Here is a 14,605-nt window from a genome sequence, read left to right on the forward strand (position 1 = left end):
CACCTGATTCGCAATTCGACCACGCTGGCAGCCTGGAAGGACCGCAAAGAGCTGGCGGCGGCGGCGCTGGAGGAGTTTGCGGCGGGGCCGTGGGGCAAGAAATTCCCGACGGTGGCGGCCATGTGGCGGCGCCAGTGGCAGCAGGTGATCCCATTCTTTGCCTACCCGCCGGAGGTACGCACCATCATATACACTACGAACGCCATCGAGAGCTTGCATATGCGCCTGCGCAAGATCGTCAAGAATCGTGGTCATTTTCCCAGCGATGAGGCGGCGAGCAAGCTGCTGTTCCTGGCCTTGCGCAATATCGAAAAAGATTGGAAGATGCCGCAGCGGACTTGGAAGCTGGCGGCCAATCAGTTTGCCATCATGTTTGGCGAACGCTTCACAAACGCGATTCACTAAAACCCGGCCCCGCACACACAGAATTTCTTACACGTCCGGACGGTGTCATTGGGTGCAAAACGTCCTCGCTAGCTTAGACTATTCTGATCCATAGTCTTTGAAGATGAAAAACCAATGGATCTTATCAGGGGCCTGGGCATCCTGCCCGGCTCCTGGTGTGCGATCTCGTAGCGCATGGTCCAACAGCGAGATCGGGTCCAATTAGAACCTTTCCCTGTCAGACTAGCGTCGTCTTCCTTTGGATGCGCGTGCCTTCTCTTTGCGCAGCTTTGCCTTTTCACGAATGACGTGCTGGTTCCATTGCTGTGCTGCGCGAGCGACCTCGGCATAGATGCCAGGGCTGAATTTCATGCTGGAAAACATGGCGAGCAAGACCGGCGACGGTTCGATCTTGTTTTGCTTAAGCATGTAAACAATTTGCCGTGAGAAAATCAGTGCCGACAAGCCGCTGCAAAATATACTGATTTGGTACCACAGCGCTTCGTGCTCCGGCATCGTCTTTGATTGCACGCTCAGCAAGACCAGAATCGTGATGGCATACAGGCTGGCAAAAAGAATGCACAACGCCATACGTATGCGCAGCGGAAGCCTGCGGCCAGCCACTTTGATAGTGGCGCATTCGTGGATGGCAAAAATCGCATACAGAAAAAACGGCAAGCCCAGTAGCGCCAAATCAATGCTGTACCAGCTATAGCGCTCGGATGACAGTGTAAGCAACAGCAGCAGTGTCAGCCCTGTGATACCGCATACAAAAAGGTCCGTTTTGTTATCGGCGTAAAATTTTTGCCAGAATGGCGAGCTACCTCCCGCCAATGCAACCGAAAAATCTGATAGATACAGTGTCGCTACGCCCCACATTGCTGAGCCGAAGGCTAATTTGTACGTCGACTGCAGCAGTCCGCTCGATGGCAAAAACAGTCCCCATATCGTGCCGATTAGAATAGCGCCAATCATCAGATACTTCGTTACGTTAAATGGGAGAATCAGGTCACTCAGGGTGGGCGCACCAATATGCTTGACTAAACTTGGCCAAGTCATGAGTAGTACCAAGCCTAACATGACGCCAACCGTCGCGCCACAGAAGACCAAATAGGCTAACGCGGTTTGCGTGTGCATTCCCTGCCGCGCAGCAAGGCTTGTGACGAATGTTCCACCATGACTGCCTTCCCACTGTCCATATATTCCGGTCGCTACGGCGAGCACGGCACCGGTGAGTAGCGCCAGCGCGAGTTGCGATGCAAATTTCTTCCGCATAGCCAACAGATCAGCCGACCGGCACGAGGTCAGGGCAAACACGCTGGAACAGACCAAACCTGGCACCACTCCCAGTATTAGACCGAATAGTGCTGCATGCTCCCATGTTGCAGAATTGTTAGTGCTGGCAGTAAAGCCACTGGAGATGAACCAGCACAACAGCGCTATCAGACTGAAATACAAAGCACTGACAGCGGTGCCGCAAGTCATGCATAGTGCTGCGGTGCCTATTGTTGGTAGAACTGGTTTCACCGACACCTCTGCATAGTCACTGGGTCCTACAAATATTCTTCAATCCACAATTCTCGCATGACCTAATAATTGAGTGTCAAGTGAATTGCCACCAGTTGCTTAGGCTCTCCTGATCCATAGTTCCTTGATCGATGGATCGTACTAGGGGCTTTGGTGTCCTGCCAGCCGCATAGTGTGCGATCTCGTAGCTGCCCGATCCAACGACGAGATCGGATCCGGGTCTATCTCCCCAACCCTGCAGAGACTTCTGCCGCGCGCTAGCAAAAGCAAGTTTTTCCTAGCCATAACTGCCTGCGAAGGATGGCATAGCTGACGGGTGCAACTGCAGAGCGCTTGCTTTTGCGCGCGATAGCGGCACAGTTGGCTACGATAAACTAGCCCATCATCAGTTTCGTGCGCTGGGCCACGCGCTGGTGGTGGACTGGTCATCATGAGCCTCACAGCCCGCCCAATTGCGAAAGGCAGTATTTTGAGCATCTGAAGAGCGTCTAGCGAACTCGTGGCGATTCACAAATAATGATGTTTTACAGGCTGATTGGACTTTTTGGCAGAAGTCATAAATGATCGTGCCGATGATGAATGTCGGGATAATGGGGGTGTGCATGGCGCAGCGGCACATGTTGATGGGCGTGCACATGCGGCTCCTTGCCGTCCCAGCCATCCTCGTGGGTATGCTGGTGATGGGCGTCGTGGCAGTGCGCATGCGTGTGGAACAGCGGCTCGTGCTCATGATCGTGCTCGTGCGCTTCCGTCAAATGCAGCCAGATCCCTGCGGCCATCAGCGCTGCGGCTAGCAAGAACAGCAGGCCGGGTATCTCGCCCAGCATGAACAGCGAGATGACCGCCCCGACAAACGGTGCCGCCGAGAAATAGGCACCCGTGCGTGCCGTTCCCAGGTGACGCAATGCCAGCACGAACATCACTAGGCTCAAACCATAACCGCAAAAACCGACCAGGCCGGCGCTCAGGGAGATGCTAACGCTGGGCAAGGTGTAACCGAGGGCCAGGGCGATTGCCAGATTGACGGAGCCGGCCACGAGGCCCTTCAAGGCGGCAATCTGCAAGGCGTCGCTGGCCGACACCTTGCGCGTCAGGTTGTTGTCAATGCCCCAGCACAGGCAGGCGCCGACAATGGCGATCGCGCCCCAGGGTACGCCAAGCTTGGGCACTTGTTCCCACGACAGCAGGACGCCGGCGGTGACGATCAGCAGCATGCCGATGAAAATGCGGAGGTCGAAATTTTCCTTGAAGACGAACCAGGCCAACAGCGCCGTGAGCACGCCTTCTATATTGAGCAGCAGCGAGGCCGACGAGGCGGGCGTGAGCGTCAGGCCAAACATCAGCAAGACCGGCCCCGCAATCCCGCCAAAGGCGATCGCCCCTGCGAGCCAGGGTAGATCCGCTCCCGTGAGCGTGGCGGGTTTGTCCTGATTGTTGCGGGTGAGCACCGCGCGCACCAGTAAGCAGGCCAGCAGGCCCAGTCCGCTGCCCAGCTACAGGATGCCGGCCAGGGTCACCGGGGCGACCTGCCCTACCAGCGTTTTGGCAAAGGGCGTGCTGGCGCCAAACAGGGCTGCCGCCAGCAAGGCGTAAACGACGCCCTGATGCACACCCGGCCTGGGTGAAGATGATGAAGATGCCATGCCATGCTTTCGTAACGTGTTTTCTACCTTGGCTGCCCGTATGCACGATCTAGCACACGCTGGCAGCGCGCCCCTCATTGCGGCCCGGTGAAGGGCCGCATGGTGGTTTACTTGGCGACCAGCTCGGCCTTGACTGTGTTCTTGTCCGCAAAGGTGATGCAGGCCTGGGCTCGGGTGACCACAATAACCGGACGGGCTTCAAAGCCTTCTTTCGTGCGCACAAAGACGTAAGCCTGCGTACCCTCATGCGCCAATGCCGCCATCCTGGTCGAGCTGGCCGATATACGCCATCTCATGTGCCAGGCGAACGCTGCTCCCCGTCCATGCGCCACTATTCGTCATGAACATGACGAATAGTAAAAGAGCAAGGTAATGCGGGGAATGACTTACGCATGCCGGGAATGTATTACGCCGGCCCAGACTTGGCGGGTACTACGTGTGAAGGTGGAAATAGCGGGCCAACAGATTAAAAAACACATGCAAGTAATTTACTCTACATATCTTGTAAATATTATTACGAAATTATATGCTGTATCCATGAAAACCAATCCTTCCAATTGGCTGTTGCTCATCGTGAGCCTGCCGACCGATAGCGCGACCGCCAGGATGCGCATCTGGCGTGCCCTGAAAAGCCTGGGGTGCGGCGCCTTGCGCGACGGTGCCTACCTGCTGCCCGACCGAGCCGACCAACAGCAAGAGCTGAGCGACCTCGCGGCGGAAACCCTACGTGAAGGTGGCAACGCCTGGCTATTGACGGTGCAAGCCCAATCTACCGCCGATAACGAAGCGTATTGCAGCCTGTTTGACCGCAGCGCCGAAATGACCCAGTTTGTCGAGGGTCTGACGCGCGTACGCCGCACGCTGGATAGCCTTACGCCAGCAGACATCAACCGTGCCCTGCGCAAGCTACGACGCGAATACGACGCCCTGTGCGCCACCGACTACTTCCCGGCACAGGCCAGCGCTGCTGCCCAGGCAGCCTGGATGGACTTTATCCATGTGGCCGAAGCCCTCCTGTCGCCCGGCGAGCCGCAGGCCATCAACGCAGCTATCGTGCTGCTCGATGCCGCTACCTTTCAGGGGCGCCTTTGGGCAACACGCCGCCATTTGTGGGTGGACCGGGTGGCCAGCGCATGGCTGATCCAGCGGTTTATCGATCATCAAGCCCGCTTTGCCTGGGTGGATACACCAGCCGACTGTCCTCCGGAGGCACTGGGATTCGATTTCGACCAGGCCCGCTTTACCCATGTGGGCGACCGCGTGACGTTTGAAGTGCTGGTGGCCAGCTTCGGACTGGGCGACGATACCGGCCTCCTGCGTCTTGGCGCTATGGTGCATGCGCTCGACGTGGGTGGCACCTTTGTGCCGGAAGCGAGCGGCTTCGAAGCCATGCTCAGTGGCGCGCGTCAACGCGCCAGGGACGACGACCAGTTGCTGCAAGAGATCAGCCTGGTGCTCGATGCCTTGTACCAGCATTTTTCCACTGAATCGAAGCTTGCGCCATCGCCGACATAAGGATTCCCCATGAAGATGACAGACGCCCAGCCAGCCCGTGTCAGCTACACGCTATGGCAGATGATCGTGTACATGCTGCGGCTGGGCAGCCTGGGCTTTGGCGGCCCAATCGCGCTGGTCGGCTATATGCACCGCGACCTGGTCGAACAGCGCGGCTGGATCACGGAGGCCGACTACAAGGAAGGCCTGGCGCTGGCGCAGCTCGCGCCGGGCCCGCTTGCCGCCCAGCTGGGCATCTACATGGGTTACGTCCATTACCGGCTGCTCGGCGCCACCCTGGCCGGCCTGGCGTTCGTGCTGCCGTCGTTTTTCATGGTCGTCGCGCTGGGCTGGGCGTACATGCGCTTTGGCGGTTTGTCCTGGATGCAGGCCGTGTTTTATGGTGTAGGTGCGGCGGTGATCGGTATCATCGCCATCAGCGCCAGGAAGCTGACGGTCAAAAGCATCGGCAAGGATAAGTTGCTGTGGGCCATCTACCTGTTGCTGGCCGGCGTGACCATCGTCACCGAATCCGAAGTGGCTTGGCTGTTTATCGCGGCCGGCGTACTGGTGTGGCTGGTGCGCGCCCCGCCAAAAGGCCTCGTGAAAGGAGGTGGATTGCATGCGATCGGCATGACGCAGTTGCCATCGGCACCAGGCATTTGGGGCGTAGTGGACGTGTCGCAGTTGACGCAGATCGGCATCTTCTTTGCCGAAGCGGGCGCCTTTGTGTTCGGTTCAGGCCTGGCCATTGTGCCGTTCCTGTATGGCGGCGTCGTCACCGAGCACCATTGGCTGACCGACAGGCAGTTTGTGGACGCCGTCGCCGTTGCCATGATCACTCCGGGGCCCGTCGTCATCACAGTTGGCTTTATCGGCTATCTGATCGCCGGTTTCCCGGGCGCCGCCGTTGCGGCCATGGCCACCTTCATCCCCTGCTACCTATTTACCGTGATTCCGGCACCCTACTTTAAAAAATACGGCAAGCTGCCGGGCGTGCTGGCCTTCGTCGATGGCATCACTGCCGCAGCCATCGGTGCCATCACCGGGTCGGTGATAGTCATCGCCAAGCGCTCGATCATGGACATCCCGACGGCCTTGATCGCCGTGGCCGCCATGGTGCTGTTGTGGAAGTTTAAAAAGTTGCCGGAACCCGTCGTCGTGGCCACCGCTGCCGTGGCAGGTTTGCTGATTTATCCACTGCGCACTGCTGCATCACTAACCGGATGAAACGGCAAGCTAACGGTGAGATTTCTTGAGATTCTACACCTCTCTTTTCGTATGCCATACTTGAACGATGAAACCAGCTGACTTCAAAACTATTGTAGAACGTTGCTCGACTTTAGGCTTAACAATCTCGGAGGCCCAAGGCATGGCCCACGCAGGGGAAGGCTTTGGCCCATTAACTCTTCCACATGTGCTTGGTCTAAACCCGATTACCTTAGCCCCCTTGAAGCCCCGAAAGTGGCTTTGGATGGCAGCGCAGACATGCAGCGTAAGCTACCGAAAAACACTCACGCCAGAAACTTTGCTTAGTATTCTGACGACCGGTGATGTACCTAAAGAAAATGTTTCCAATATCGTACATTTCCTTCAAGAGGCGCCGGTTCAAAATGTAGTGATGGCTGTGGATCAAGCTGCGCAACAGAGTGGATTACCTGCGGAATTTCTATGGCGAAACCTGGCGTTGATAGCTGCAATTTGGCAGTGCTATCGCCTGTTCCCGTTACCCCTTCACAAATGTTAAGAATATAAAATGACATACCGCCCGGCATCTGGTCCAAAAATTCATGAGCTTGTGTCCGCTCTGTACACGGAAAGGTGGGCGAGTTCTGCCAGCAAGATTGAACAACTGGTGGCAATTTCCGACGCCTGGAAAATCTGCGAGCTTCTTACTTCCAGTGAGGGCTGGAGAGAACGGGTCGTCGCAGCAAAAATTATTGCCGCATTCGATTTCATCGATCTCGTCACACCCTTGATCAGTACATTCATTGGCCGTGCCGAGTCGAACACCCTTCGTGCTTTTGTCAAGCTGATCATTACTACTGCAATGCCGGATACCAAGCACAAACTCCTTGAGGAACTTCGTGCTTGCTGTCCCGATACATCGTATGGCAGACACATGATCAAGGTGATTGACGATGCCTCGGATACAGTTTAGAAACTTTGCAGCTACTAAGCTTTGCCGCATGATCGAACGATCGCTCCGGGGCGGAAGCGGACGGTGCCATTGAATCGCCGCCAGTAGCTTTGACTTTCCAGGTCATGGTTCTTGAAAGATGAAAAAACGATGGCTTGTGTTGGAGGCTCGGTGTCCTGCCAGACTCATGGCGTGCGATCTCGTAGATGCCGGCTCCAACGACGAGAGCGGGTCTGGGTCTATCTCCCCTGCCCTGCATAGACTCCTTCCACGCACCAGCAAGAACTGGTTGAGCTTCGGCGGGTTCCCGCATGAACGTTCCCGCGGCAAAACGCCTTGCGACGGTAAACTTGGGTTCCACAGGGCACAGCGCAATTGATTCGGTTCTTCTTTCGCATCATTTCCGCTCTACAACGATGCATTTAAGTTAAAGTGTTGCGTTGATCGATTGAGTCCGCAGTTGCGGAGCAGGCATTCCGCTATTCGGGCGCGTTCCTCGATTCGATTTTCATCTTGAGCCGCTCCCGACTCCTTCCAACCGCACCTGCATGAATTCCAGCAAAGCCCGAACCCGTGCGGTCACGGAATGCCGATGGCTGTATACGCCAAGCAATTGCAGCGGCGCAGGGATCAAGTCCAGCGGCACCTCCTGCAATCGGCCTGCGGCAAGATCTTCCTGGCATGGATAGGCCGCCACGATCGCGAAGCCGATGCCTTGCCGCGCGCCCGCCAATGCCAGTTCTCCGCTGTTAACACGATAGCGGCTGCGCACGGATACCTTCACGATTTCGCCTGTGGCGTCGAAAAACTGCCAGGGCTGGCCCTTTAACGCGCTCAAGGTGGTAATGCAAGGCAATGACCTAAGTTCACGCACGTGGCGCGGTATTCCAGTTTTGGCTAGCAGGGCGGGCGCCGCGACCACGATGCTGCGCAGCGTAGCGAGTTCGCGGGTGATGAAGGTACTGTCATCCTGGCGCCCACGATGAAAGACGATGGACAGGTCCATGTCTTCCCGGAGAGCTTCGAGACCGGTCAGGCGCGTATCGCATTCCAACTCGACGCCGGGATGGAGGCTGCAGAATTCGGCCAGGATAGGAGCAAGCAGCCTTGGCGCTTCGCCTGGCATGCACATCCTTAGGGTGCCGCGCAGTTCACCCTGTGCTGCGCCAAGCTCTTCCCCTGTGGAGAGTAAGGCGTCGAGCAAGGGCTTGGCGCGTTCGTAGAGCAGCCTGCCAGCTTCCGTCATGCGCAGGTGGCGGGTGCTGCGTTCCAGCAAGCGGACGCCCAGCGCGCGTTCCAGCGAGGCGACGTGGCGGCTGACGTTAGAAGATGGCAGGGTCAGCAGGCGTGCCGCGCCGGCAAAGCTTTGTTCATCGACGACCGCCACGTAGACACGGACGGTATTCAAGTCGAGGGCATTGCGCATGATTATCCCGATTAAGGTATGAAAGCCGCCCATTTTCACATACTAGTGCTCCACAGTGGCGGAATTTAAGATGCCGTCTCGTCCGATGTATCGCCGTCGGCGGCGCATCGGGACGGATTGAATAGGAGAGTTTCAGCATGGAAATCGGAATACTTGGCGGCGGCATTGCAGGGTTGAGCGTAGCGCTTGCCTTGAGCAAGCGGGGGTACAGTCCCCGGGTATATGAGCGCCGGACGGGGCCTGCGACGATGGGGGCTGGCGTTACGCTCTGGCCCAACGCCGGCTTTGTGCTAGAGGAACTCGGGCTGCTGCAAGACATCGCTGCAGTGGCAGGTCGGCCAGTGGCAATGCACCGCCAGGATGCCGCAGGCAATTCTTTGGGGGGCATCGATATTGCGCTGCTGGACCAGATTATGGGACATCCGACCCATACGATTTTGCGCCGGGACTTGCAGGCGGTACTGCTGGATCATGCGGCAGAGGCCGGGATCCCGGTAGAATTCGGACATCGGGCAGTGGCGATCGACCTCGATGCTGGCGGCAAAGCCGTGGCGCGGTTCGAAAACGGGGTAAGCATTCGTCCGGATCTGCTGATCGGCGCCGATGGCCGCATGGACTCGGTGGCACGCGCGTTCGTCGCGGGGGACAACACCCCAGTTTATCAGGGCTTCGTGAACTGGGTGGGTGTGGCGCAGGCGGAAAGTGCATTGGTGCGCGATATCGCGATTCAGGATTATTGGGGTTCGGGGGATCGCTTCGGTTGCGTGGCAGTCCGGCCGGATTTGGTCTACTGGGCGGCGGCGCAGGCACGGCCATTGCCGGGGGCGGCGCGCGCAGCGGATATGCGGAAGGAGATTGAGGATCTGTTCGCGGGATGGCCCGAGCCTGTCACCCGCATCATCCAGGCGACACCGGCGCATGCGATCCGACTGATTGCCGTGCACGACCTGGAGCCGCTGCACACGTGGAGCCGGGCTAATGTGCTGCTCGTGGGGGATGCGGCGCATGCGCCTTTGCCGACATCTGGCCAGGGCGCTTGTCAGGCGCTGGAAGACGCCTGGCATCTGGCTCGGTGTCTGGTTGGGACCGACGGCTGCCTCGATGAGGCCTTGCTGCACTTCGCGCTGATCCGCGGGCCGAAGACAGCGAAGCTGGCCGAGCAGGGTCGCGTTTTCGCGCGCGGTCTGTTTGCCACTGATCCTGAAACGTGCCGCATTCGCAATGAGCGCGCCAAGGCGTCCGATCCCTTGCGTGACGTGCATGCCTTGGCAGCAGGATGGGCGCAAGGTTTGCCAATGGCCGGCTGCACGGACGGCACGCCGGTGGACGGCGTTGGCTCCGGCAGTCTGTACCGCCTCTGACAGACTGTGCCAATGTAGGCACCGCATGGCGTCTCCGGCCGCGAGACGCCTCACTACTGAGCGAACCGGGCATTTTCGGACTGAATCGCCATCAGTAGCTTAGGCCCTCCTGGTCCATGGTTCTTGAAGGATGAAAAACCGGTGGATCGTATTAGGGGCCTGGATGTCCTGCCACGCTCCTGGTGTGCGATTTCGGAGCTCTCTGATCGAACGACGAGATCGGGTCTGACTGCCTACCAACTATGCCATCAGTCGATTCACTCTGCCCGCCCCACCATGATCGCGGCGCTCCGATCGGAGAAGGCCGAACTGGAAGCGGGCATGGCGGATCTGACCAGGCGAGTCGGCAGGATCATTCTCATCACCTGCGGCGGGCGCATTTGCATCGACGCGAGCAACAACCAAGGCAACGATGCTGCCGGAAATCCTGCGCCGATAGCCGCGACGTGGCATTGCTCATCCCTCGCGGATACTATCCGACCATCAAGGCGGCGGAGAAGTAATTACGTCCAATGGCGCGAGTTGTGCAAGCAGCACCAAATGCTCGACGGCCTTCACTTTCTGCAAGTTTGCAAGCGTAGAGGTGCCGCCCAAGGCGAGGGCCGGCACGAAGCCATACATTTCGTCATGTTTCAGACGCCCTAGTTTTTCTAATGCCGGGGAGAACATGCCAGCAAAGTCATTTGCCTTTCGAGAAAGTGCCCCAAAAAACAGTCGCATTCCGAAGTCCATTTTCTCGCCAACGAATCGCGATTTGCGAGGGATGCAGTAAGAACCGGGTGCAAAAATTCCCAATGAATCTCCTGTCTTTTCGCCCCAAAAATATAGCTCTCCAAATGCACTTCTGGCGATGAGGTGATAGGCGTCTTGCTCCATGAATGGGGTATCGCCAATCCACGCCTCTAGTACTGGATCATACTCTTGTGGGTCAACAGTCCAAAACAGGCCATTGGCATAGCCGCACCAACCATGCTCTGCCCAATAGGACAACAACTGATCCGGCAGCTTGCCACGATAGCGCTCGATGCTTGACGGTGGCACGTACCGCTTGTCGAATGCCGGGCCAAAATCGTTCAGGAAACCCGCGAAGTCTTCATCCATTTTTTGCCTCATTTGCATCGTTCAAGTTTTGCATTCATTTTATTACCACGCATGGCTTCTGGAACTGCGTTTGCCGCCCTGTCCAGTTCAACCAAGCGTTGCCCTTTATTCCATTGCGCACCGATGCGTGAATTGATATTCCGATCGCCGAAGTCGCCAATTTTATCCTTCCCTGCGGCTACCATGTCCGGGTTATGTAATGCTGCCAACGTTTTCATTTTATCGGCAGCTATTGCGGCAGATTCAACCTTTGCATCCGAGAAAGACATTCCTTTTTCACGAAGGCTATCTAACGCATCTTTCTGCAACAAATTTTGATAGCCCACCCTCGCATTTCGCGCCACGTTCAGATCCCGCACCGAAGTGCCGGCCGTAAATGCCTCACGCCCTTTGATATACTCAGCAACCGTCATGCTATTGATGCCAGCCTCTTGGCCTGCGAGTTGGCGGTCAAACTCCGGCACGCCGCCTTGTGGCAGTCCGTTGGTCTTAAAGCATGGCACTGTCTTCTTCGGCATGCCATTGGGCCGGGGGGACTCCGGCTCCCGCTCTGGGCCGCGTCGGCGCGGTGGTGATGGTGGCTCCCCGTGGCCCATGCCCCCGCCGCCGGGTGACCGCAATTGGGGAAGGCTGTTCAGCTTACCCTCGTTCTGCTCGACCCATTGCGCTACTTTCGGCCCAAGGCGCGGGCTCTTGCTGATCTCCTTCAGCGCCGCCGCCTTGCCGCCCTTGCCCCTGGTGACGTAAGCCAGCAGTACGGAAAGGATGGTGGTGATCATGATGACATGGCCATGAGCCAGGTAGAACGCCCCCGACGAGGGGCTACCCCCTGCCATGCCGTAATGCGACAGCCGGTCCTGCCTGGTCGGCCCCCACGCCTCACGGAAACCCTTTTCGTAATACTCCAGCGCTTGGGGAACGGACTGGGCCACGCCTTCCACCAGCGATTTCAGGCCCAGCAGCGACAGCACTGCGCTGCCCGCATAACTGCCGACAGCAGCGCCGGCAGCAGCGCCTGGCACAGCACCGACGCCGCCCAGCAAGGACCCGCCGATACCTCCGATCAACCCGCCCGCGATCACCGATCCCCCGTAATACAGGGCGATGTCCTCGCACACCGCCATGAGGATGCTCCAAATCGAGGACAGGTTGATGCCGGAGAGTTCTCGAGCGATCATGTGCTGCGCCGACGGCCCCGAGTCGGCCAGCGCCTGGCGCACGCGCTCTACCCGCCCCATCTGCTCGTAACCCCATCCGGTGCGGGAGGCGTCGGCCGACCGCCCCATGCTGTCGTAGGACTGGCCAGAACCACCATAGCGGCCACCCCACTTCAGCTCATCCTCTTTACGTCTGAGATCGAACCACACGCGCCACGCATTGCCTGTTCCCATCCGAATCCCCCCAGCAACGACCAAGGGCCATTCTTGCTTGGATGCAATGCGGCGACGTTGACACTGCGCAATGAGCGGCGAACAGGAGAAGGGGAAAAATAGTACCTTAAGGACGTTGGGCAACCGATCCTTTGCGCACGAACAACGTGTTTGATCGCTCACCGGTTCTGCCAGACTCCTGGTGTGCGATCTCGTAGCTGCCTGATCCAACGACGAGATCAGGACTGGCCTGTCTATCTCCCCTGCCCTGCAGAGACTCATTCCGCGATCAAGCAAGAGCTGCCTGAGCTTCGGTGAAGTTCTCCATGCACGCTTCCGTGGCTAAACCTCAACGTCGATCCCGGGTTTCGCGGGTCGCGGCGCAATCGATTCGAGTTCTCTTTCTCATCATTTCCGCTCTGCAACGATGCATTTAAGTTAAAGTGTTGCGTTGATCGATTGAACCCGCGGGCGGAACCTGCCAACGACGGCAACCGGCCAGGAGCGGACCTTCGTGGTACATGAATCACGGTGTAATAATGAAAGAATCGAGACAGCATGCGATGGTCGCAACTTAAGAAGCAGCTACACGATCGCATCGCAAAGAGCGTTGTGGCGAGCATTGATCTCAACCAGACACGATATCGCCATTCTCATGACGAAGAAGGAGAGTTCTGGATAAGTTTTCAGGGTAGCCGAATCTTTAGCACTGGGTCGCTAAGCTATTTGTCATCGCTTGCAGCCTTGACCGCGAAGAATCGCGCTGATGGGTCAACGCCCGCACAGGCATACGAGTTGGCTTGGCCTGTCATGGACGCTAGCGGGCTGTTTCTTCTGGAGCAGATGAACAAGGATTTGTTCTGCAGTCTTAGCCTGACGGTTGAGGAAATGTTGGATCACAACAATCCAGTCGTTCGGGGTTTAGCGATCATCGACGCTCGTTACGGCAAGCGTCGGCTAGCCATCTTGAACCCAATTACCGAACATCCTCTTGTTCAGAGACTACATAATCTGCGGTGCGAAGCAGAAGGTGTAGAAGCTCATACCTTATCGTAACTACTGGCTAAAGCAGGTGCCGATGCAGGGGTATTTGCGGACGCGTGGGGGTCCGCTTTGGGGCGGAAGCGGACGGTGCCATTGAATCGCCGCCAGTCGCTTAGGCTTTCCTGATCCATGGTTCTTGAAAGATGAAAACTCGATGGATCGTGTTAGGGCCGGGGCGTCCTGCCAGGGTCCTGGCGTGCGATCTCGTAGCAGCCGGATCCAACGACGAGATCGGGGCTGACCTTGCTATCCCCTGCCCTGCAGAGACTCCTACCGCGCGCAAGAAAAAGTTGACCTCCCCTACCTATCACTGCCGGCGAAGGATGAGGTATTGAGGGCCGCCGGCTTTGACTTGATACGTTGACGGTGCCAGCGGTTTGGCTCTGGCTGCCACAGCCGGTGCTGACGTTTGAATGTTGATCGGTACTGCAACGCATCGTTCTGGTCGCGTTCCCTTGGTGCGCTCGCACTGCCCGTTTTCGCTGATTGGTACGCGCCGATATGGATCGGGTTATATGTCATGCCTTACCCCACCGGTCGATCGATGAATGGACGACCGATACGCCTTGCTCCTCCAGCATTTCCTCGATGTGCCGGTAGCTCAGCAGATAGGACGCATACCATCGAATATAGGCCAAAATGACGTCGAGCGAGAAACGGATTCCGTTAAAATGGAGCATGCCGTGCCCCCAAAGCTTCGATGGTGCACCTTACCCGAGGCTGCGGCCGCGTCGCCAATGCGACAGAGCCGCTACGTGTCAAGACCCGCCTGGTTATAAACACGTTTAACAAATAATTCCGGCTTTTTCGCCTGCCATTTCTTCATTGCCTGAATCGGCGTTTCGTTGTTGAGAGCACGCTGCGGGATGTTGTGGTTATAGATTTTCAGGTAATTGCGCAGTGTTGATTCGAGCTCGGCCCTGGACGCGAAGCGGGTCTGGTTGACGACCTCGCTGATGCGGCCGTTGAAGCGTTCCACCATGCCGTTGGTCTGCGGATGACGTGGCGGGATCAGGCGATGTTCGATCGCCAGTTGCTTGCATAGCATGTCAAACGCGTGCTTGCCGCTGGGAATCCGGTCGCCCGTTTCCGGGTCTTTTTTCCTGCTGCTAAAG

General features: G+C 57.6%; 12 protein-coding genes and 2 pseudogenes. 7 read left to right on the top strand and 7 right to left on the bottom strand.

Features of this window, described 5'->3' with window-relative positions; genetic code table 11:
• Positions 1 to 405, top strand: a 405-nt coding sequence (locus tag J0O65_RS12465) for a transposase (RefSeq protein WP_215407160.1), incomplete at its 5' end; no start/stop codon positions are given.
• A gap of 222 nt (positions 406 to 627) precedes the next feature.
• On the opposite strand, the gene J0O65_RS12470 is transcribed toward J0O65_RS12465, so the two are convergent.
• Positions 628 to 1,869 (bottom strand): hypothetical protein, encoded by a 1,242-nt coding sequence (locus J0O65_RS12470; RefSeq protein ID WP_215407162.1) that lies wholly within the window; start codon positions 1,867 to 1,869, stop codon positions 628 to 630.
• 596 nt (positions 1,870 to 2,465) lie between these two features.
• Positions 2,466 to 3,554 (bottom strand): annotated as a pseudogene (locus J0O65_RS12475) (DMT family transporter).
• Positions 3,555 to 4,091: 537 nt separating this feature from the next.
• Here J0O65_RS12475 and J0O65_RS12480 point away from each other — a divergent pair.
• From J0O65_RS12480 to J0O65_RS12495, 4 genes are all read left to right on the top strand, one after another.
• Complete coding sequence (locus J0O65_RS12480) at positions 4,092 to 5,069, top strand: chromate resistance protein ChrB domain-containing protein (RefSeq protein WP_215407164.1); 978 nt, start codon at positions 4,092 to 4,094, stop codon at positions 5,067 to 5,069.
• A 15-nt stretch (positions 5,070 to 5,084) separates the two neighbouring features.
• On the top strand, positions 5,085 to 6,278 hold the full coding sequence (locus J0O65_RS12485; protein ID WP_215407181.1) for a chromate transporter: 1,194 nt from the start codon (positions 5,085 to 5,087) through the stop codon (positions 6,276 to 6,278).
• Positions 6,279 to 6,345: 67 nt separating this feature from the next.
• Positions 6,346 to 6,795 carry a hypothetical protein gene (locus J0O65_RS12490; RefSeq protein ID WP_152252748.1) on the top strand — a complete coding sequence of 150 codons (450 nt, stop codon included), beginning with the start codon at positions 6,346 to 6,348 and terminating at the stop codon, positions 6,793 to 6,795.
• 9 nt (positions 6,796 to 6,804) lie between these two features.
• Positions 6,805 to 7,209 (top strand): hypothetical protein, encoded by a 405-nt coding sequence (locus J0O65_RS12495; protein WP_215407166.1) that lies wholly within the window; start codon positions 6,805 to 6,807, stop codon positions 7,207 to 7,209.
• Between the two features lie 487 nt (positions 7,210 to 7,696).
• On the opposite strand, the gene J0O65_RS12500 is transcribed toward J0O65_RS12495, so the two are convergent.
• Entirely contained in the window at positions 7,697 to 8,614 is a 918-nt protein-coding gene (locus J0O65_RS12500) for a LysR family transcriptional regulator (RefSeq protein ID WP_215407168.1), read from the bottom strand.
• Between the two features lie 137 nt (positions 8,615 to 8,751).
• Between J0O65_RS12500 and J0O65_RS12505 the strand changes: the two genes are divergently transcribed.
• Complete coding sequence (locus J0O65_RS12505) at positions 8,752 to 9,975, top strand: FAD-dependent monooxygenase (RefSeq protein WP_215407170.1); 1,224 nt, start codon at positions 8,752 to 8,754, stop codon at positions 9,973 to 9,975.
• A gap of 483 nt (positions 9,976 to 10,458) precedes the next feature.
• Here the strand turns inward: J0O65_RS12505 and J0O65_RS12510 are convergent, their stop codons facing one another.
• Together J0O65_RS12510 and J0O65_RS28245 are read right to left on the bottom strand one after the other, a co-directional pair.
• On the bottom strand, positions 10,459 to 11,076 hold the full coding sequence (locus J0O65_RS12510) for a GAD-like domain-containing protein (protein ID WP_215407172.1): 618 nt from the start codon (positions 11,074 to 11,076) through the stop codon (positions 10,459 to 10,461).
• An 8-nt stretch (positions 11,077 to 11,084) separates the two neighbouring features.
• Positions 11,085 to 12,443 carry a DUF6861 domain-containing protein gene (locus J0O65_RS28245; protein WP_215407175.1) on the bottom strand — a complete coding sequence of 453 codons (1,359 nt, stop codon included), beginning with the start codon at positions 12,441 to 12,443 and terminating at the stop codon, positions 11,085 to 11,087.
• Positions 12,444 to 13,004: 561 nt separating this feature from the next.
• Between J0O65_RS28245 and J0O65_RS12520 the strand changes: the two genes are divergently transcribed.
• Complete coding sequence (locus J0O65_RS12520) at positions 13,005 to 13,502, top strand: SF0329 family protein (RefSeq protein ID WP_215407177.1); 498 nt, start codon at positions 13,005 to 13,007, stop codon at positions 13,500 to 13,502.
• A gap of 518 nt (positions 13,503 to 14,020) precedes the next feature.
• Here the strand turns inward: J0O65_RS12520 and J0O65_RS28355 are convergent.
• Positions 14,021 to 14,170, bottom strand: a pseudogene (locus tag J0O65_RS28355) (IS6 family transposase); the annotation flags it as partial.
• Between the two features lie 71 nt (positions 14,171 to 14,241).
• A partial coding sequence (locus J0O65_RS12525; protein ID WP_215407179.1) for an integrase core domain-containing protein occupies positions 14,242 to 14,605 on the bottom strand: 364 nt, incomplete at its 5' end.

The organism is Janthinobacterium sp. JC611, from assembly GCF_018682595.1.
Taxonomy (GTDB): Bacteria; Pseudomonadota; Gammaproteobacteria; order Burkholderiales; family Burkholderiaceae_D; genus Janthinobacterium.

Excerpts from the sequence above, each read along its gene's own strand:
- J0O65_RS12470 (WP_215407162.1), bottom strand. The coding sequence starts at position 1,869 with ATGACTTGCGGCACCGCTGTCAGTGCTTTGTATTTCAGTCTGATAGCG.
- J0O65_RS12480 (WP_215407164.1), top strand. The coding sequence starts at position 4,092 with ATGAAAACCAATCCTTCCAATTGGCTGTTGCTCATCGTGAGCCTGCCG.
- J0O65_RS12485 (WP_215407181.1), top strand. The coding sequence starts at position 5,085 with ATGACAGACGCCCAGCCAGCCCGTGTCAGCTACACGCTATGGCAGATG.
- J0O65_RS12490 (WP_152252748.1), top strand. The coding sequence starts at position 6,346 with ATGAAACCAGCTGACTTCAAAACTATTGTAGAACGTTGCTCGACTTTA.
- J0O65_RS12495 (WP_215407166.1), top strand. The coding sequence starts at position 6,805 with ATGACATACCGCCCGGCATCTGGTCCAAAAATTCATGAGCTTGTGTCC.
- J0O65_RS12500 (WP_215407168.1), bottom strand. The coding sequence starts at position 8,614 with ATGCGCAATGCCCTCGACTTGAATACCGTCCGTGTCTACGTGGCGGTC.
- J0O65_RS12505 (WP_215407170.1), top strand. The coding sequence starts at position 8,752 with ATGGAAATCGGAATACTTGGCGGCGGCATTGCAGGGTTGAGCGTAGCG.
- J0O65_RS12510 (WP_215407172.1), bottom strand. The coding sequence starts at position 11,076 with ATGGATGAAGACTTCGCGGGTTTCCTGAACGATTTTGGCCCGGCATTC.
- J0O65_RS12520 (WP_215407177.1), top strand. The coding sequence starts at position 13,005 with ATGCGATGGTCGCAACTTAAGAAGCAGCTACACGATCGCATCGCAAAG.